This is a genomic window from Sphingomonas sp. BL-S-25, assembly GCF_055521555.1.
Genome location: NZ_CM145486.1, coordinates 2,596,977 through 2,612,941, shown reverse-complemented (window position 1 = coordinate 2,612,941; position 15,965 = coordinate 2,596,977). Strand labels below are relative to the sequence as shown.

The 15,965-nt window shown below is 61.7% G+C and carries 10 protein-coding genes; 8 read left to right on the top strand and 2 right to left on the bottom strand.

The annotated features are described in order from the left end of the window. Positions 1 to 3 precede the first annotated feature (3 nt). A complete protein-coding gene (locus ACZ1H8_RS12490; RefSeq protein ID WP_465177513.1) occupies positions 4 to 918 on the top strand; it encodes a polysaccharide deacetylase family protein in 915 nt (304 codons plus the stop codon). 5 nt (positions 919 to 923) lie between these two features. After that, positions 924 to 1,559, top strand: a complete 636-nt coding sequence (locus tag ACZ1H8_RS12485) for an isochorismatase family protein (protein WP_465177512.1) — start codon at positions 924 to 926, stop codon at positions 1,557 to 1,559. Positions 1,560 to 1,632: 73 nt separating this feature from the next. Here ACZ1H8_RS12485 and ACZ1H8_RS12480 read toward each other — a convergent pair whose 3' ends face one another. Next, positions 1,633 to 2,379: a maleate cis-trans isomerase family protein gene (locus ACZ1H8_RS12480; RefSeq protein ID WP_465177511.1), complete on the bottom strand. Its 747-nt coding sequence runs from the start codon at positions 2,377 to 2,379 to the stop codon at positions 1,633 to 1,635. A gap of 27 nt (positions 2,380 to 2,406) precedes the next feature. Continuing rightward, entirely contained in the window at positions 2,407 to 3,546 is a 1,140-nt protein-coding gene (locus tag ACZ1H8_RS12475; protein ID WP_465177510.1) for an FAD-dependent oxidoreductase, read from the bottom strand. Positions 3,547 to 4,161: 615 nt separating this feature from the next. On the opposite strand from ACZ1H8_RS12475, the gene ACZ1H8_RS12470 reads away from it, so the two are divergent. The 6 genes from ACZ1H8_RS12470 (at position 4,162) to ACZ1H8_RS12445 (ending at position 15,964) form a co-directional block, all read left to right on the top strand. Further along, positions 4,162 to 4,770 (top strand): hypothetical protein, encoded by a 609-nt coding sequence (locus ACZ1H8_RS12470; protein ID WP_465177509.1) that lies wholly within the window; start codon positions 4,162 to 4,164, stop codon positions 4,768 to 4,770. Between the two features lie 21 nt (positions 4,771 to 4,791). After that, complete coding sequence (locus tag ACZ1H8_RS12465) at positions 4,792 to 5,199, top strand: lysozyme inhibitor LprI family protein (RefSeq protein ID WP_465177508.1); 408 nt, start codon at positions 4,792 to 4,794, stop codon at positions 5,197 to 5,199. Between the two features lie 316 nt (positions 5,200 to 5,515). Next, positions 5,516 to 6,439, top strand: coding sequence for a HEPN domain-containing protein (locus ACZ1H8_RS12460; protein WP_465177507.1), 924 nt, complete (start codon positions 5,516 to 5,518; stop codon positions 6,437 to 6,439). Between the two features lie 503 nt (positions 6,440 to 6,942). Beyond that, a complete protein-coding gene (locus ACZ1H8_RS12455) occupies positions 6,943 to 13,233 on the top strand; it encodes a DEAD/DEAH box helicase (protein WP_465177506.1) in 6,291 nt (2,096 codons plus the stop codon). Between the two features lie 3 nt (positions 13,234 to 13,236). Next, on the top strand, positions 13,237 to 14,976 hold the full coding sequence (locus tag ACZ1H8_RS12450; protein ID WP_465177505.1) for an NERD domain-containing protein: 1,740 nt from the start codon (positions 13,237 to 13,239) through the stop codon (positions 14,974 to 14,976). Beyond that, complete coding sequence (locus tag ACZ1H8_RS12445; protein ID WP_465177504.1) at positions 14,969 to 15,964, top strand: hypothetical protein; 996 nt, start codon at positions 14,969 to 14,971, stop codon at positions 15,962 to 15,964. Before ACZ1H8_RS12450 ends, ACZ1H8_RS12445 begins: the two co-directional genes overlap by 8 nt. The last annotated feature ends 1 nt before the right edge of the window (position 15,965 follow it).

Here is a 15,965-nt window from a genome sequence, read left to right as displayed (position 1 = left end):
TTCGTGGACTATAAGTATAGCGCCCTGCCCGATCGCCAGCCGCTCAAATGGCCGAACGGCGCTCGCGTCGCGCTCATTCTCACCTTCAATCTCGAAACCTGGGATCTCACCAAGGAGACGAGCAAGCCCTATTATGCGGGCGGCCCGGCGATCCTGCCCGACATCCTCCCGGGGGACACGCCCGATTTCCCCAACTTCACCTGGCGCGAATATGGCCAGCGTGTCGGTATCTGGCGGCTGATCGAGCTTCTCGACAAACTGGGCGTGAAGGCCAGCTGCACCACCAACGCGGTCACCTTCGACCGGCGCAAGGCGATGACCGACGCGGTGCTCGAACGTGGCTGGGAATTGCTCGCCCATAACTGGGAACAGGGTGAACTGCTTACCGATTTCGCCAAGGACCCCGCGAAAGAGCGGGAGATCGTGCTGCGGACGCTCGACCAGTATGAGAAGTTCGTCGGTCGCAAGGCAAAGGGCTGGCTGAGCTCGTCGCTGCGCGGCACGCTCCAGACCGCCGACATTCTCGCCGAATATGGCTGCACCTTCTACTGCGACATCATGAACGACGATCAGCCCTATCTGCTGAAGACGCCGCACGGCCCGATCGTCTCGACGCCCTATTCGAACGAGATCAACGACTTCACCTTCATCACGCGCAAGAACTTCACCACCGATCAGTTCGCCCAGGCGCTGATCGAGGAGCTGGACGTGCTGCACGAGGAAGGCGCGACGTCGGGCCGCATCATGAATGTCGGCCTTCATCCGCACGTGTCGGGCCGGGCGCACCGCATCCGGGCGATCCGCGAGTTCATCGAACATGCCAAGTCGCTGCCCGGCGTGTGGTGGGCGACGCGCGAGGAGATTGCCGACTGGTATCTCCAGAATCATGAAAGCCACATTCCCGGTCAGCTGGACTGATCGCGATGACCGACGAAAAGAACCTCGACGGCGATTATGCCGCCGCCGGTTTCGGCGGCAAGCTGACCCCGGGCGAGCGGCCAGCGCTGCTGATCATCGATCTGGTGATGGCGTATCTCGACCCGCAATCGCACCTCTATGCCGGGGTCGAGACCGAGCTGGCCGCCAATGAGCGGCTGGCGGTGGCGGCGCGCAAGGCAGGCATCCCGGTGATCTTCACCAACATCGAATACCGGGCCGACGGGTTTGACGGCGGGATGTTCTATCGCAAGGTGCCGGCGCTCCGCGCATTTGCTCCAGGCTCGCCGCTCGGCGCGTTTCCGCCCAGCCTCCAGCCGCTCGAGAGTGATCTGGTCCTGGGAAAGAAGTTCCCGTCGGCATTCTTCGGAACGCCGCTCGCCGCGATCCTGACCGCCGCGCGTATCGATACGCTGTTCATCACCGGCTATTCGACCTCGGGCTGCGTCCGCGCCACCGCACTGGATGCGCTATGCCACGGTTTCCTGCCGTTCGTGGTGCGTGAGGCATGCGGCGACCGCGATCCGCGCGTCCAGGACGCCAACCTGTTCGATATCCAGGCAAAGGTTGCCGAGGTGATCGGCGAGGCCGAAGCGATGGCGGCGATCGCGAAGGCCGGCTGATCCATCGATACTGATCGGCGCATGTCGGACCACAGTCATGGCCCGACATGCGCCAACCCGTCACTCCTTCGCGTCAGAACTCGGCCATCAGCCGACCGAAACCCTCCTTGCGGTCGGTTATGCCGTTCTGGCGCAGCGCGTTCCAATAGGTCGCGGCGTTGATCGCGATCACCGGCTTTTGCAGGAACGTCTCGGCCGCCGCTGCCAGCCGCACCATCGACAAATTCGTGCCCACCTGGACGATCGCGTCGACGTCATCGCCATCCAGATCGAGGATCGTCTCGCGCAGCTTCGCCGGCGTCACTCGGGCGATGTGCAGCCAGCTCTGACAGCGCAGCGGCGTATCGCGCACGACCTCGATCCCGTGATCGCTCATGAAGTTGCGGACCTGTTCGTTGGCCACCGGGAAATAGGGGGACAGCACTGCTATCCGCCTGATCCCGCCATAGGCCTTGAACGCCTCGATCAGCGAGGCCGACCCGGTGCACAGCCTGGTGCCGGCGACGTCCTCCACCGCACGGGTCCATTTCGCCGAGCCTTCGGCCCCGCCATAGAAGGTCACCGCGGACATGCCGAGGACCAGATAATCCGGCTCGCACGTCATCACCGCGCGCACCGCGTCGTGCGTGGCCGCGTCGATCGCATCGGTTCCGCGAATGAAGTCCGCGTCCGACAGCGCCGTCGGGTTCTGCACGATGATGCGGCTATAGTGATTGGTGACACCCGGTACGCGCAGGTCGTCGAAATCGGGCTGAACCACGGTGTTGGTCGAGGGGCCGAGCACCCCGAAGACTTTGCGCCAGCCCAGTATGTCCGTCATTCCTGTCCTCCCGCCCGATGCTGGCGATCAGGCGATCGCCGCCGCGTCCCGCACGCTCGTGATCATCGATTGGCGCAGCAGATAGGTGCGCCGCGCGTCATCATTCTCGGTCAGCGCGCGCATCTGGTCGCGGGTCATGCGATAGGCCTCGCTTTGTCCCGCACGCATCAGTTCCATGTTCTGGATCGTCTGATGCTGGGTGAAGTTGTGCGTCACCGTGCGACGCTGGCGGTCATATCGCGCCAGCGCCTCCCCATCGCCGTTCCCATTGATCACCGGAACAAGCTTCTCGACCAGATTGAACGCGTCATGGATGCCGCTGTTCATGCCGAACCCGCCCAGCGGATTGTTGAGGTGCGCGGCATCGCCGGCGAGGAAGACGCGACCGTGCACGAAGCTTTTGGCGACGCGCTGATGCACGCGGTAGATCGTGCGGTGGAACGTCCGCACGTCATGGCCATGTCCGATCAGTCGCTCGAAGATCGCATTCTTGTTCGCGTCCGATATCAGCACGCCATTGTCACTCTGATCGAATGTCGGGACGAGCACCCGCCAGAGCTTGGGTACCTTCAGCAGCACCAGCCACTCGTCCGGATCTGCGACATAGTTGACATAGGCGAGGTCGGGGATCGTCTCCTCGAGCGGCTCGTCGGTGCTGAGCGTGAGGAACTTCTCCGGATAGGTGAAGCCGTCGAACTCCGCCCTCAGCCATTTGCGCACGATCGACGATGCCCCGTCGGCGGCGATCATGTAATCCGCGCGCACATGGCGGATCTCCATCGGCGTTTCCAGCGCAATGCTGACGCCCGTCTCATCCTGCTCGAAATGGACGACGCGGTGGTTGAACAGGACCTCGGCGTTCGGGGTCTCCTCAAGCCGCTCCGCCAGCATGCGCGACAGATGATATTGCTCGCACTGGATGCGATAGGGGTGACGGGTCGCGTCGGCGATCTCGCTCAGGTCGAACGCCAGCACCTCGCCGGAACGACGATCGCGCCAGTGGTAGACCGGGGCTTTCAGTCCACGCTCGATCAGCCGCGGCGTGATCTCCAGCGACTCCAGCATCTCCAGCGTCGGCGGGTGAAAGGTCGATGCGCGCATGTCGGCGGCACAATCGGCGCCCTGCTCCGTCAACATCACGTCGATGCCCTGACGTGCCAACAGCATTGCCGCGACACAACCGACAGGCCCCGCGCCGACCACGACCACTTGAACGCGACTGCGCTCGCCCATCCTGAGTACGCCCCCAAACCGATGAAGAACTGGGGTAATGGATAGGCAGTCGCACGCTTCTCCCGCGACCATGTCCGCCGGAATATCCGCGCAATGGAGAGTTACGGGACCTTGCAGTTAGCGGAACTGAGCACTCGGCCCCATCGTGCCCATAACGATTTCCATGACCATCGGAATCGGACGGTTCGCCCAGTCCTGGCCCTTTCCGGGCCTGAGGCATCCGCGCTCACAGCCGCGTCACGCCAGGCGCAGGCCAACGATATCAAGCTCTGACTGAGGTTTTTGGGGGCGGCGCCATTTGTGCAGTCGGCACGCCGCTTTCGGCGCGCAACTTTGCGTCATCGCGAGTTGCAGCCAAGGAAAGGTGGCGGCCCATCTGGTGTCAGCAGGGTTCCGCATCCTGCCGCCTGGTCACGATCGAATATCCTGCGGGCGTGACGAGAAGAGGTCGCTCGTCGCAAGAATAGTTCGGCTCAGCCGCTCCGAAACTATATTCATCTTCGCGCAAGTGGGAGTCACCTATCTTTGAGAACAGCGATAGGAGAGGTCATGATGCGACGAGCAACTCTGATCATCGGATGCGCGCTGCTGGCGGCGTGCGGGTCGACACAATCCTCCAATAATGTCGCCGCACTCGATCCGGAACGGAAAGCGCTGGCCCGGCAGGCCAATAATCCCGACTTCAGTGCGGTGGATTCCCTGGCGAACACGCCGACCACAATGCCCGTGCCCCAGGAGTCGCAGTCACGGTCCAAGACAAACGCCCCGGACACCTACCCCGTGGTCACGGACCCAGTCGAAGCGATGCGTGCCGCGATTGCCGTTTCCGCGTCGGGGGACGGAGACGGGCTGACGACGCTGCCGCTCGCTCCCGACTTGCTTGTGGCATATCGCCGTAACCAGAGCCGCGACGATGTCGGCAATTATGATCATGATTTCCTGACCGGCATGCAGGAAGCCACGTCGCTGCGCATTGCGTCGATCACCTCGAAACCGACCACCGCAGGCATGGAGGTCAGCGTCCGGACGATCTCGTCCGCAGGACCACGCGACATGGTGGCCATCTGGTCTCCCCGAGGAGATGGAAGCTGGCAACTTGAAGACATCCGCGCCGAGGGCACGACATTGTTGGCGCTGCTCGCCAGCGGCGACGAGTGAGTTCTTGAACAGGAAAAACCCATGAGGACCATTTCATTGCTCGCTTCGGCGACGTTTCTAGCGCTCTCGACGGCTGCCGCCGCCCAAGAATGGACGCCCGCCCAGGAGCGTCGACTCAGCAGCACCTATTACGAATGCACCAAGGCTGCGGCAGGACTCGTGCCGGATACGCTCGAGTGCGTCATGGCCGAGCACGACAGGCAGGATGCCAGGCTCAATCAGGCCTATCGAATGGTGATGACCAGCCTGACCCCTCCGCGCCGCACCACGCTTCGCGCCAGCCAGCGGAACTGGATCAAAACCCGCGACCAAGCCTGTCAGCATGCCTATGACGCGGCAGGTGGAGGCCAGGCGTCGGATCTGGAGCGTCAGTCCTGTCTGCTGCATCGAACCATCGATCGAACGATGTGGCTCGAACATTATCGGTGATGACGATGGTGCGCTTACAGGACTCACAACTCAGCAATAACTAATTGCAATTAATACATTTTGTTTCCATTGGGCAATTCGTGGCCCCTATATGGCCCCACCCCTAATTCGGTCCGAAAGCCGGACTCGAATCCGGGACAATATGAGCATTCTCGAAACGATTCAGTGCCGACGGAATCGTCTAGCACTGATACCCGGCGGAAACAGAGGAAGACGCCCCCCTCGGCTGCGGACCGCGGCGCCGTTGGCTCCATTCCGGGCACACCTTCGCCCGGTAAGGTGTACTGTACCGCGTCTGGGCGCTAGGATCGAGATCATGAGGACCAGCCTCGATCACCTGCCGGCAGCCAAACAGCGCGAACTCGAGCGCGTTGTGCAGATCCTCTTCGAAGAGTTTGGCGACAGGGTCGCGAACGCCACCGTCGACTGGAAGCGCCACGCCCGCATCCTCAAGATAATCCTATATGGAAGCTACGCGCGCGGCGGCTGGGTCGATGAGCCGCACACTGCCAAGGGGTATCAGTCCGACTTCGATCTGCTGGTCGTCGTCAACGACGAGCGGCTGACTGACCCGGTCGAGTTTTGGGCCACTGCCGAGGAGCGCCTCGACCGCGAATTGGCGATCACCAGAACGCTGCGCACGCCGGTCAACTTCATCGTCCACACGCTCCGCGAGGTGAACGATGGGCTCGCGCATGGGCGCTATTTCTTCATGGACGTCGCACGGGACGGGATTGCGCTCTATCAGAGCGAGGATACCAAGTTCCACGAGCCTAAGCCGAAGACGCCCGCGCAGGCGCTGGCGATGGCCCGGGAGTATTTCGAACAATGGTTTCCGAGCGCAGGCGAGTTTTTCGACGACTTTCGTTCTAATCTAGACCGGGGCCGCAAGAGCAAAGCTGCGTTCGAATTGCATCAAGCGACTGAGCGTCTCTACCACTGCGTACTGCTGGTCTGCACCTTCTATACGCCGCATGTCCACAATCTCGGCTTTCTCCGTACTCAGGCCGAACGCATCGATCCTCGCCTCGTCGACGCGTGGCCGCGCGACACCCGAGCTGATCGCGCACGCTTTGAGAAACTCAAGGAAGCTTATGTGAAGGCGCGCTACTCGAAGCACTACCGGATAAGCGAGGAAGAGCTGGCGTGGCTCGGCGAGCGCGTTGAAGCGCTCGGCCGAGCGGTGCAGGTAATCTGCGAAGAGCGCATAGCCACTCTTGAGGACAGCGCGGCAGCTTGAGCGGAGCGATTCGGGGGCGAGTCCTCCGCTGGTGATAGGCTCTACTCGTAATCCGACCGAACTATGCCAGTTCGACCAACTGACTACCGGACACCGCAGTTGCCAGCGGAAATCTATGCCCAGAAGAGCTTGATCGCTGAGCAGTTAAGCGATTGATTTCGCAGAAAAATCATGGACTTGCGAAGTCGCCGAGGGCATTAATAGCACGATCAGGACATGTGGAAAAGGGTGGACGTGAGTGGACGAGGCGAGGGCATGGCCAATTGTCGCGACAATTCTCACTTAAGCGAAGGTGTCTATCTGGTTCGTAGTGAAGTTGGTGATCCCGTGGTTTGCGAGTTTCTCATGATCGAAATTGATTTCCGTCGACCAAGGTACGGGATTGCCGGGACCCAAATTGGACGCGATATGACACATCAGATCTGATGTCGTGGTTGCATCACAAGGGCGTCTATGGCCTTTGAGCCCAAGACAGGCAGGCAAGTGCCTAACTCGGGGGCGGGATGTTCAGCGAACTAGGAAATCTTCATCGAGCGTTGAGCGCCTATATCGAGGCGACCTATCATATCTCAAATCCAAGCCTGGTCGATTTGCGCAGATCGATACTCGATCAGTCGGGCACCATTTCGCAGCGCGCCTATATCGAGAGTACGCCCATTTACCAGGGGGACAAGAAGTTCGCAGATCTCGCCATACCTCAAGAGGCACGTGACTTTCTTACTTACATCGGCACGAAGTCCGGAGGACGGCTGGTGTTCGATCCGCCATATCCTCACCAGGCGGACGCGCTGGAAATTATCGCCGACCCCATTGGCCGCTGCTTGCTGGCCACCACCGGCACAGGCTCGGGCAAGACCGAAACCTTTCTCCTGCCGATCCTGATGAAACTCGCCGATGAGGCCGCGACCCGCCCTCAGCAGTTCGAGCAGCGCGCCGTTCGATCGATCATCCTGTATCCGATGAATGCGCTGGTGAACGACCAGTTGGGCCGCCTGCGCCGACTGCTTGGCGCTCCGTCGGTGTGCGATTGGTTCACCGAGCATGCGGGTCGCCCTGCCAAGTTTGCGCGCTACACCGGACGGTCACTTTATCCCGGACAGCGCACCGAGGATCGAAACAAGCGCCGCTTGAAGAGCCTGAATTTTTACCGCGACCTCGAACGATCCGCGCAAACCGATGAAGGCGTCGCAGCTCAGATCGACCAGTTGCGATCGCTTGGCCGATGGCCCGCCAAGCCGAGTGATATCGACGGCGAAAACGGCATGACCAAATGGCTCGGCAGCGGGAAGCGCTGGCTTGGACCCGACCAGAAGTTTCAGAGAGCGATCGAGCGGCGCGAAGATCCCGAACTGCTGCTCCGCCACGAGGTGCAGGATCAGCCGCCCGACCTGCTCATCACCAACTATTCGATGCTCGAATATATGCTCCTGCGGCCGATCGAGCGATCGATTTTCGAACGGACGCGGGCGTTCTTCGAGGCGAATCCCGACGAGCGGCTGCTGTTCGTCCTCGACGAAGCCCATCTCTATCGTGGCGCCAGCGGGACAGAAGTCGCGCTGCTGATCCGTCGGCTGCGCAATCGTCTCGGCCTCACGCCGGACAGGATGCAGGTCATCGCGACTAGCGCGTCGTTTTCGGACGGCGAGGCAGCGCAGCGTTTCATCGGCGGACTTGTCGGGCGTGAAGTCGACATGATCGAAGTTTTGCGCGGGAAAAAGCACGCGCGCCTCCCGTCAGCATCGGGCGACCTGCCGCTTGCCAAGGCGCTCGCTGCCTGCCGCACCGAACAGTTGAAAGACGTCGACTCTTCTCAGCGGATCGACGCGTTGACGCCATTGCTTACATTCCGCGGCGGCGCGCTGACCTCGCAGCGATTTGTCGTGGCGTCAGCGATCGCGAAAACGGTCGAGGTTACGATCTCCGGTGTCGATGCGGCGCTGAAGCCGGTGAGCGAGACTCTGACGGTTAAGCCACATGGCTCCGTCGAGACCAGCAAGGCTTATCTCGCTTTGACCGAGGTGAACGGCCCCGATGGCGTCAGTGTCGGTCGGGCCGCTAAACTGCCTGACATCACGATCGCCGATGGGCAGGCGCTCGTAGTTCGCGATGGGTTGCAGCGTGCTATCTATGCCGCGCTCGAGTCGCTGCCGGTGATCGGCCGTCTTGTCAATCTGACGGGCGGTGCAATGACCAATAGCGACGCGATGACGCTGGAGCCAAAGGCGCCGATCGCCCTGGACGCCATCGGTGCGCTGCTGTTCGAAGGGGACATCGAGCCGGGCGTTCGGGTAGCCGCGACCGATGCGCTGCTTGAACTCGCTTCCTATGCGAAGGCTGAACCGGATGGGCAGCCACTGCTCGCTGCTCGCGTCCATGCGCTTTTCAGAGGACTTCCAGGCCTATGGGGCTGTGCCGACGAGAATTGCGCTCTTGTCCCGCCCGGCTTGACGCCGGCGCCAACGGGAATGCTCTACTCGCAATCAACTCGAGAGTGTGGGTGCCGATCACGGGTGTTCGAAGTGCATACATGCCGCGACTGTGGCGTCTCCTATTTCAATGCCTTCGCGCTTAATCCCAGCCAGCCGGACTTTCTCTGGGCAGAAGATATCGGCGACATCGATGATGTGGATGGCGTGGTTCGTCCGGTTCAGATCCTGCTGGAAGATCCCGGCTTCGACGCCGACAAATATTGCACCACGAGCTACCTCGATCCACTAACCGGTCGGGTGGGTTCAAAATCGCCTGAAGCGAGGGAAATCTGGCTGCCGCGTCCTTCTAAGGACATCGAGCCGGGTCATTTCGAGAAATGCCCGCACTGCGAGGCAAATGGTTCACAGATCATGGACCATCAGACCAAGGGCGATGAGCCCTTCCAAGAACTAATCAGTGTCCAATTGCTCGATCAGCCAGCGCGGGTCGAGGCGACATCACCGCTTAAGGGGCGCAAGTCGCTGATCTTCTCCGATGGTCGGCAGGCAGCCTCGCGGCTTTCCGGAAAGCTTAAGAATTTCTCCTTGCAGGACAGCATACGCCCACTACTGCTCGCCGGATTCAGAATGCTTGAAGAGCGGTTCAAGGTGCCAGTCCCGCTAGGATACGCCTATCCCGCAATTCTTTACGCCTGCGCAAAGTTCGACGTGAATTTTCGCCTACCGGGCACCGAACATGAAGAGTTCGCGCGTGATCTACGCAAACTGCACGGCTTTATCAGGGACGACGGTGACTATAATGAATTCCGTGATCTCGCGGACACGTTGAACAAGACGCATGTGAAATCCGTCCGAGCACCGCTCGCTCGTGTACTCGCCAATCGCCATACTGGCTTGCAGCCGCTGGCACTAGCGGCGCCCGAGGCCGTGCTTACCGACAATCAGATCAAGCGCCTCAACGCACTGTCGGTGCCGCCAGCCGGGACCGGAACCGACGACGAGAAGCGTCGCGCCTTGCTCGATCTGTGGCTCAGCCTGTCGTTATCGGCGGGTTCGGTTCTGGTGGAGGGCACACCCAGCGAATGGATCGATTCAAAGGAAGGCCCGTCACTTAAGCGTAGCAGCGGGCGTCACACCTCAGTCCTCGAGAAACTGCTTACCGGTAAATGGCATCGCGCCCAGTTCGGCGCAAACGCTAAGCCGGACGCCAGTTGGATCGATTTTCTCACCACCACGTTCGCGCAAAACCACAACGCTCAAGGCTTCTTCGTCAACGCCGCCAAGGTCCGGTTGCGCCCGGAAGCCGAGGTAGACTGGCGGCGGTGCGGGCATTGCACGCTAGCCCAGCCTGCCAACACGTTGATGGGCAAAACCTGCGTCAAATGCGGTAAGGAAACCGAAGCCCTTGATCCGCGACAAGATACAGTCTTCCGCACGCGCAAATATCTATACCGAAAGCTGGTGGAGCGGCTCGAAGCCGAAGGCGATCAAGGCTATGTGCCCTATCCCTTCGTCGCGGAGGAGCACACCGCTCAGCTCAATGATGCGGGCCAGGATCAGGCATTCTCGCGCGCCGAATGGTATGAACTGCGCTTTCAGGACCTCGACGTCCCGGGACCGCGCGGCGAGCGCGCAGGTGCTGTTGACGTGCTCAGTTGCACCACGACGATGGAAGTTGGCATTGATATCGGCAGTCTGACCGCGGTCGCACTGCGGAATGTGCCACCGGGCCGCGCGAATTATCAGCAGCGCGCGGGTCGCGCTGGGCGTCGTGGATCATCGCTATCGACAGTCCTAACTTTCGCCGGTTCAGACAGCCACGACCAGCGCTTCTTCGCCGACCCCCAGGCGATGGTCGGCGGCCCGGTGCCCGATCCGGTCCTCAATTTGGACAATCGCGAGATCGTCCAGCGGCACGCCTTTGCGTTGATCCTATCGCTTTTCCAGCAGGAGAGGATCGAGACGCCCCCGATCGATGGAGATGCTCAGGCTTCAAACATCTTTGAGTCGCTGGGCAAGCTGACGGATTTTCGCGATCCTAATGTCGATGGCTTCACTTACGCGGGTCTGAAGGCCTGGCTGATCACCAATGCCGGCGCGATCGACGCTGCGTTGCGTGATGTCATCCCGAGCGCCGCTGTCGAAGGCGATGCCAGCAACTTCTTCGCAGCAATGCCCGGAAAACTACTTGCTGCACTTGAGGCGGTCGGCGCTGGAACGGGCGAAGTGGAGTTGACTGCAACCGATCCGGTGATTGTCGCTGAGGAGGGACCGGCGTTCGACTTTGGAATTGAAGAATTTGGCGGCGACGCCGATATGTTCGACACGCCCGCCGAAGATACACTCGCCGAAGGGGCCCACGAGAGTGGCGAGATAAACCCCGAAGCGCCACTCAAGCCGCAGAATTTGCTCGATCGCCTGTTCACCAAAGCGGTCCTGCCTCGCTATGCCTTCCCGACCGACGTCGTCTCCTTCACGGTGTTCGACCCGTCGAGCACGCCCTATCGTGCTGAGATCGCCTATTCTCCCCAGGCAGGCCTGACGCAGGCGCTCAGCCAATATGCGCCCGGACGCGAAGTCTGGGTCGACGGTCGCAAGTTCCGCTCCATGGCAATCTATTCCGGATTCCATAAGGATCGCATCAATGCCTACCGCGCCCAGCGCCTGTACTTCGAGTGCGGCAAATGCGGCTATGCCAAGCTTGAGGATGTCGATGACAATCATCGGCGCGGCGACACCGAGGATTGCCCCGCGTGTAAGAAGAAGGCTGGCATGGGGCCGGCGGAGCGCTGGATCGTGCCGGTGGGCTTTGCGCATCCGCACGACGAGGCATTTGAACTTGCAGGCGATGAAACCCCGCTGCCGACCCGCCCGACGCGCGCGAAGCTGAGCGCCCCGCAATTCGACCAGCAGCATGAACTGGGTAGGCTCGAACGCGCCGATGGAAGCGGGTTTGCCGCCTGGGCATCAAAGCAAACGCTGATGGTCACCAACCTCGGCGTTCGCAAGGCGGGAAGTCCCGAGACCGGCTTTCTCTATTGTCCGGCATGCGGACGGACCGAGCCGACCGGTTGGAAGGAAGGAAAGCTCGCGAGCAGCAAGCCGCACCCACGACCTTATCCCGACCATGGCAAGCAGCCGGAATTCTGTGACGGTCGCGGACGGGCGCTCGTGCTCGGCCACGAATTCCTTACCGACATTGCTCTGTTCTCGTTCAAGCTCTCGCCCGAACTGCATGTGCCCGCCGGATCGACCGCCGCTCGCATCGTGCTCACGACGATCGCGGAGGCGCTGAGCATTGCCGCTGCTGCCTTGCTCGATGTCGATGCAGCCGACATCGGAGGTGGTCACCGCGCGGCGCTTAACGAGGGCGGCGCCCGTGGAAGCGAAGTTGAGGTTTTCCTCTATGATACGGCCCCCGGTGGTGCCGGATTCGTGCGCGCAGCTGCGCGCGCGCCCGAGGCTTTGCTCAAGGGCGCACTGGAACTGCTGGAGGGCTGCAAATGCTCGTCGTCCTGCTACGAGTGCCTGCGCTCGCACAAAAACCGCTGGGATCATGCCGATCTTGATCGCTACCTCGGCGCGACCTTCTTGCGGCACATCCTGTACGGCGAGCGCCCATGGGTGCCGGACGTAGTCGAAAAGCGCTTGCTCGACCTGCTCGCGACCGACCTGATCGACAAGGGTGAGACGGTCGAGCGCCCAAGCGACGGGGAACTGCGCTTGCCCGATTTCGGTGGTCGCACGCTCGTCATCAGCCACCCCCTTATGCGGGACAAGCCGGGATCACAGCGTGCTTACAAGCGAGGGCAGCAACCAACCGATCGATATCTTGATCAGCTATTGGTCGATCGCGCGCTGCCTGCGGCAATTCTGCAGGCGCTAGACGCGTCGGCAAGCGCCATCGGTGCAGCGCCGCCGTTCGAATTGGCCGCCACCGGCATTCCGGTTTACCGGTCGCTCGCGGACCTGGCCGGTTCGGGCGCCGATTTGCCGGCGACCAATGAGTTCGCCGATATTCCAGACGCGCCAGAGGGAAGCTTCATCGTCCAACTCGATGTCGAGACGATGGAGAATACGAAGCTCGGCGAGGCGCGACCATTCATCCGCCACACCTGGCATATGTTCACCCGCGCGAGCGCTCCGGGCAAAGCGCCAATGCTCCTTCGCCGGATCGACGGGAAATCCTTTCAGGCCTCCGGCAGCGAAGTCACGTTCGGTATCGTCGGAGAAAGCATGAAGGAAAGCGGGATGGAGCGTTACCGGGTGCGATACGGCTCGCTCCGACCGACAGCGCGGGCCGAACAGGTCAATGTTGATGCGGTCGAACTGCTCGGCGCGTTTCATAAAGCGTTGGGAGCCTGAGCCATGGCGATCATGCATCCCGATGTCGCGCCCGACCAGATCATCCACGGCTCCGAACGTGACGTATATATCGCGCTTCGCGATCAATTGCCCGACAGCTACCGGGTCGTGCACTCACTTCCGTGGTTGCGGCCCGATCGGGACGCTGCTGATGCTCCGCTGCGTGAGGGCGAAGCCGACTTCGTCATTTTCCACCCGGATTACGGGCTGCTTGTTCTCGAAGTGAAGGGCGGCGAAGAGATGTTCGCACGGGGCCAGCAATGGTTCCGCAGACTGCCCAAGCGCGACAAGCCGATCACCAATCCGTTCGATCAGGCGCGCCGCAACATGCACGCGCTGACCAATGCCGTCGAGGAACGTACCGGCGGCAGGCTAAAATCGAACCGCTATGTCTATGGCTATGCAGTCGTATTCCCCCATGGCCGGGCGAGCGGCACGCTGCCGCTCGATGTTGCCGATCAAGTGCTGATCGACGTCGATCGGATGCCCGAACTCGAGCGGATGATCGAGAAGGCGTTCAACGCATTCCCCCAGAAGGTCGGCAAGCTCCAGCGTGCCGAGTTCATCGAGATGCTCGACGTGCTGCTGCCGCGCTTTCAGATCATGCGGCCACTCTCGCCTCAGATCGCGGCGGGCCGCGAGAAGCTTCTCGAATTGACCGACAACCAGTCGCTCGCCTTTCGCGGCCTGTTCGCCAATCCGCAATTGCTCATCGAAGGCGTGGCAGGGTCGGGCAAGACCTTGTTAGCGGCCGAGCGCGCACTAGCGTTTGCGCGGCAGGGCATCCGCTGCCTGTTCGTCTGCTACAACAAAGAACTCGCGCAGTGGATTCGAGAGCAGCTTGCTGCCGACCCCGATCGGGCGGAGACCGCGAAGCTGATCGAAGTCTATCATTTTCACGCCCTAGCCGCCAATCTCGCAAGTGAAGCAGGGCTGCCGTTCGAGATTCCATCGGCCCCGGCAGAGCAGCGTCAATTTTGGGACGAGGAGGCCGCATCCATTCTGGAGGCGGCCAGTGCCAGCCTCTTCGGGATGGAGGAGCCGCGCTACGGCGCCCTCGTCGTGGATGAAGCGCAGGATTTCGCCGAGCTCTGGTGGTACGCGCTGTTCCCGCTTATCGAGAATAGCGACAAAGGGCTGATCTTCGTCTTCATGGATCTTGCCCAGAGCCTGCGCGATCAGTCGACCCCGCCGCCTTTCGCTTTTCCGGCGCGGTTCGTGCTCAACGTCAATTGCCGCAACACCAAGCGCATCGCTCGCATGAGTGCCCAGGTCGTGCCGCTAGAGACGATTTCGCCGGCGGGCGCTCCAACCGGGGTCGATGTCCGTATGCTGCGCGCCGCTGCACCATCCCAGCAAGCGGGACTGGTCGCGAGCGAGCTTAGGCGCCTGCTCGAAACGGAAAAACTGTCGCCGAAGCAGATCGTGCTGATCGGACCCGCCGCGAAAGACCGTGGAAGCCTGAAAGGACTGAATGATGTCGCCGGTGTGCGGATTGTAACATCCGCGGCGGACTGGCGAAACGGCAAGGGCGTGCTCTGCTCGACCGCGCGATCATTCAAGGGGCTCGAGGCCGATGTCGTGATCGCCTATGACCTTGCCGCGCTCAGTCCCAGCTTCACCTCGGCAGACCTATATGTGGCGTGCAGCCGAGCGCGCCATGTGTTGATCCTCATCACGCATGACGAGCGGATTCGCGGGTTGCTTGAACACGCCGAGGCAGTCAGTCGCGCCGATGCTTGAAGCGCTGACGCCCAAGACCCTGCGCGACCGTCTGGGATTCGCGGCTGATGCTGCCGGAGCGCCGGCAATCGGTTCGGTTGCGCAGGCCGCGCGCGCTTGCGTCCATTCATGGCGATCGCCCGCGCGGGCGCGCGTGACCGCGTATCTGCATCGCCAGCTTATAGCAGCCGGCTTTGACGAGGAAGTGGTTCGGTCGCGCGTGGCCGAGGTAATCGACGCCTTGATCGAGGTTGGCGATGTCACGCCGGTGCGGCTGAGCGGCAAGGCAAGTCTCGTTCTGTCGCGGCCGCAATGGATTCGTATCGCCGACGGCGACTTCGCAGTTCTGGGTCAGCAGGACACAGACTCGCAGCCGATCGCCTCGACGCAGGGGTTTGTTCGAAGGGTTGCAGCGACCGACGAGGCGGCAGACCCGATCGATTTTGCCGCATATATGGGCGCGCCCGGATATCGACGCCACCTTGCGCGCCGCACCAGCGGCACGGGCGATGGCACGCTTGCCGAGTTCTGGTCGATACTCAGTTCTGCCGTGCGCCATGATGGTCAGCCGCTTGACGCTGCGCTCATCCGCGCGGTGGTCGATCCCCCCGGTTCTCATGATGGCCGTTTCGGACGTCACAACCAGCCGCAACTCTCCGGGCGCTGGAAGGCAACAGCCCCGGACGGGACGTGGTGCGCGGTGCGGCCCGGCCGTAACCCCAGTGAATGGCATCCCATCCTTGTCCGCGTGGCGGGAGCCGAAGTCACGTCGCTCGATCTGTTCGACTGGGATGAGTGGAACTGGGCGCTGCTCGCACGCGGCGCAGCCAATGGCGCACCCGAGCGCTCGACCTGGGCTTCCGGCACCATTTCATTCGAGCATCCCGTTCCAGCGCAGTTCCTGCGTGGATTGCGGCTGTTGGGCGTGCCCGGCAAATGGGCTTGGACCTGGCAGTTGACCGACGACGCGCACACCGCCTTTGGCCAATGGCGCGACGGCGAACTTTGAC

Bases quoted from the DNA above. Each gene is read 5' to 3' on its own strand.
- ACZ1H8_RS12485 (WP_465177512.1), top strand. From the start codon at position 924: ATGACCGACGAAAAGAACCTCGACGGCGATTATGCCGCCGCCGGTTTC.
- ACZ1H8_RS12480 (WP_465177511.1), bottom strand. From the start codon at position 2,379: ATGACGGACATACTGGGCTGGCGCAAAGTCTTCGGGGTGCTCGGCCCC.
- ACZ1H8_RS12475 (WP_465177510.1), bottom strand. From the start codon at position 3,546: ATGCTGTTGGCACGTCAGGGCATCGACGTGATGTTGACGGAGCAGGGC.
- ACZ1H8_RS12470 (WP_465177509.1), top strand. From the start codon at position 4,162: ATGATGCGACGAGCAACTCTGATCATCGGATGCGCGCTGCTGGCGGCG.
- ACZ1H8_RS12465 (WP_465177508.1), top strand. From the start codon at position 4,792: ATGAGGACCATTTCATTGCTCGCTTCGGCGACGTTTCTAGCGCTCTCG.
- ACZ1H8_RS12460 (WP_465177507.1), top strand. From the start codon at position 5,516: ATGAGGACCAGCCTCGATCACCTGCCGGCAGCCAAACAGCGCGAACTC.
- ACZ1H8_RS12455 (WP_465177506.1), top strand. From the start codon at position 6,943: ATGTTCAGCGAACTAGGAAATCTTCATCGAGCGTTGAGCGCCTATATC.
- ACZ1H8_RS12450 (WP_465177505.1), top strand. From the start codon at position 13,237: ATGGCGATCATGCATCCCGATGTCGCGCCCGACCAGATCATCCACGGC.
- ACZ1H8_RS12445 (WP_465177504.1), top strand. From the start codon at position 14,969: ATGCTTGAAGCGCTGACGCCCAAGACCCTGCGCGACCGTCTGGGATTC.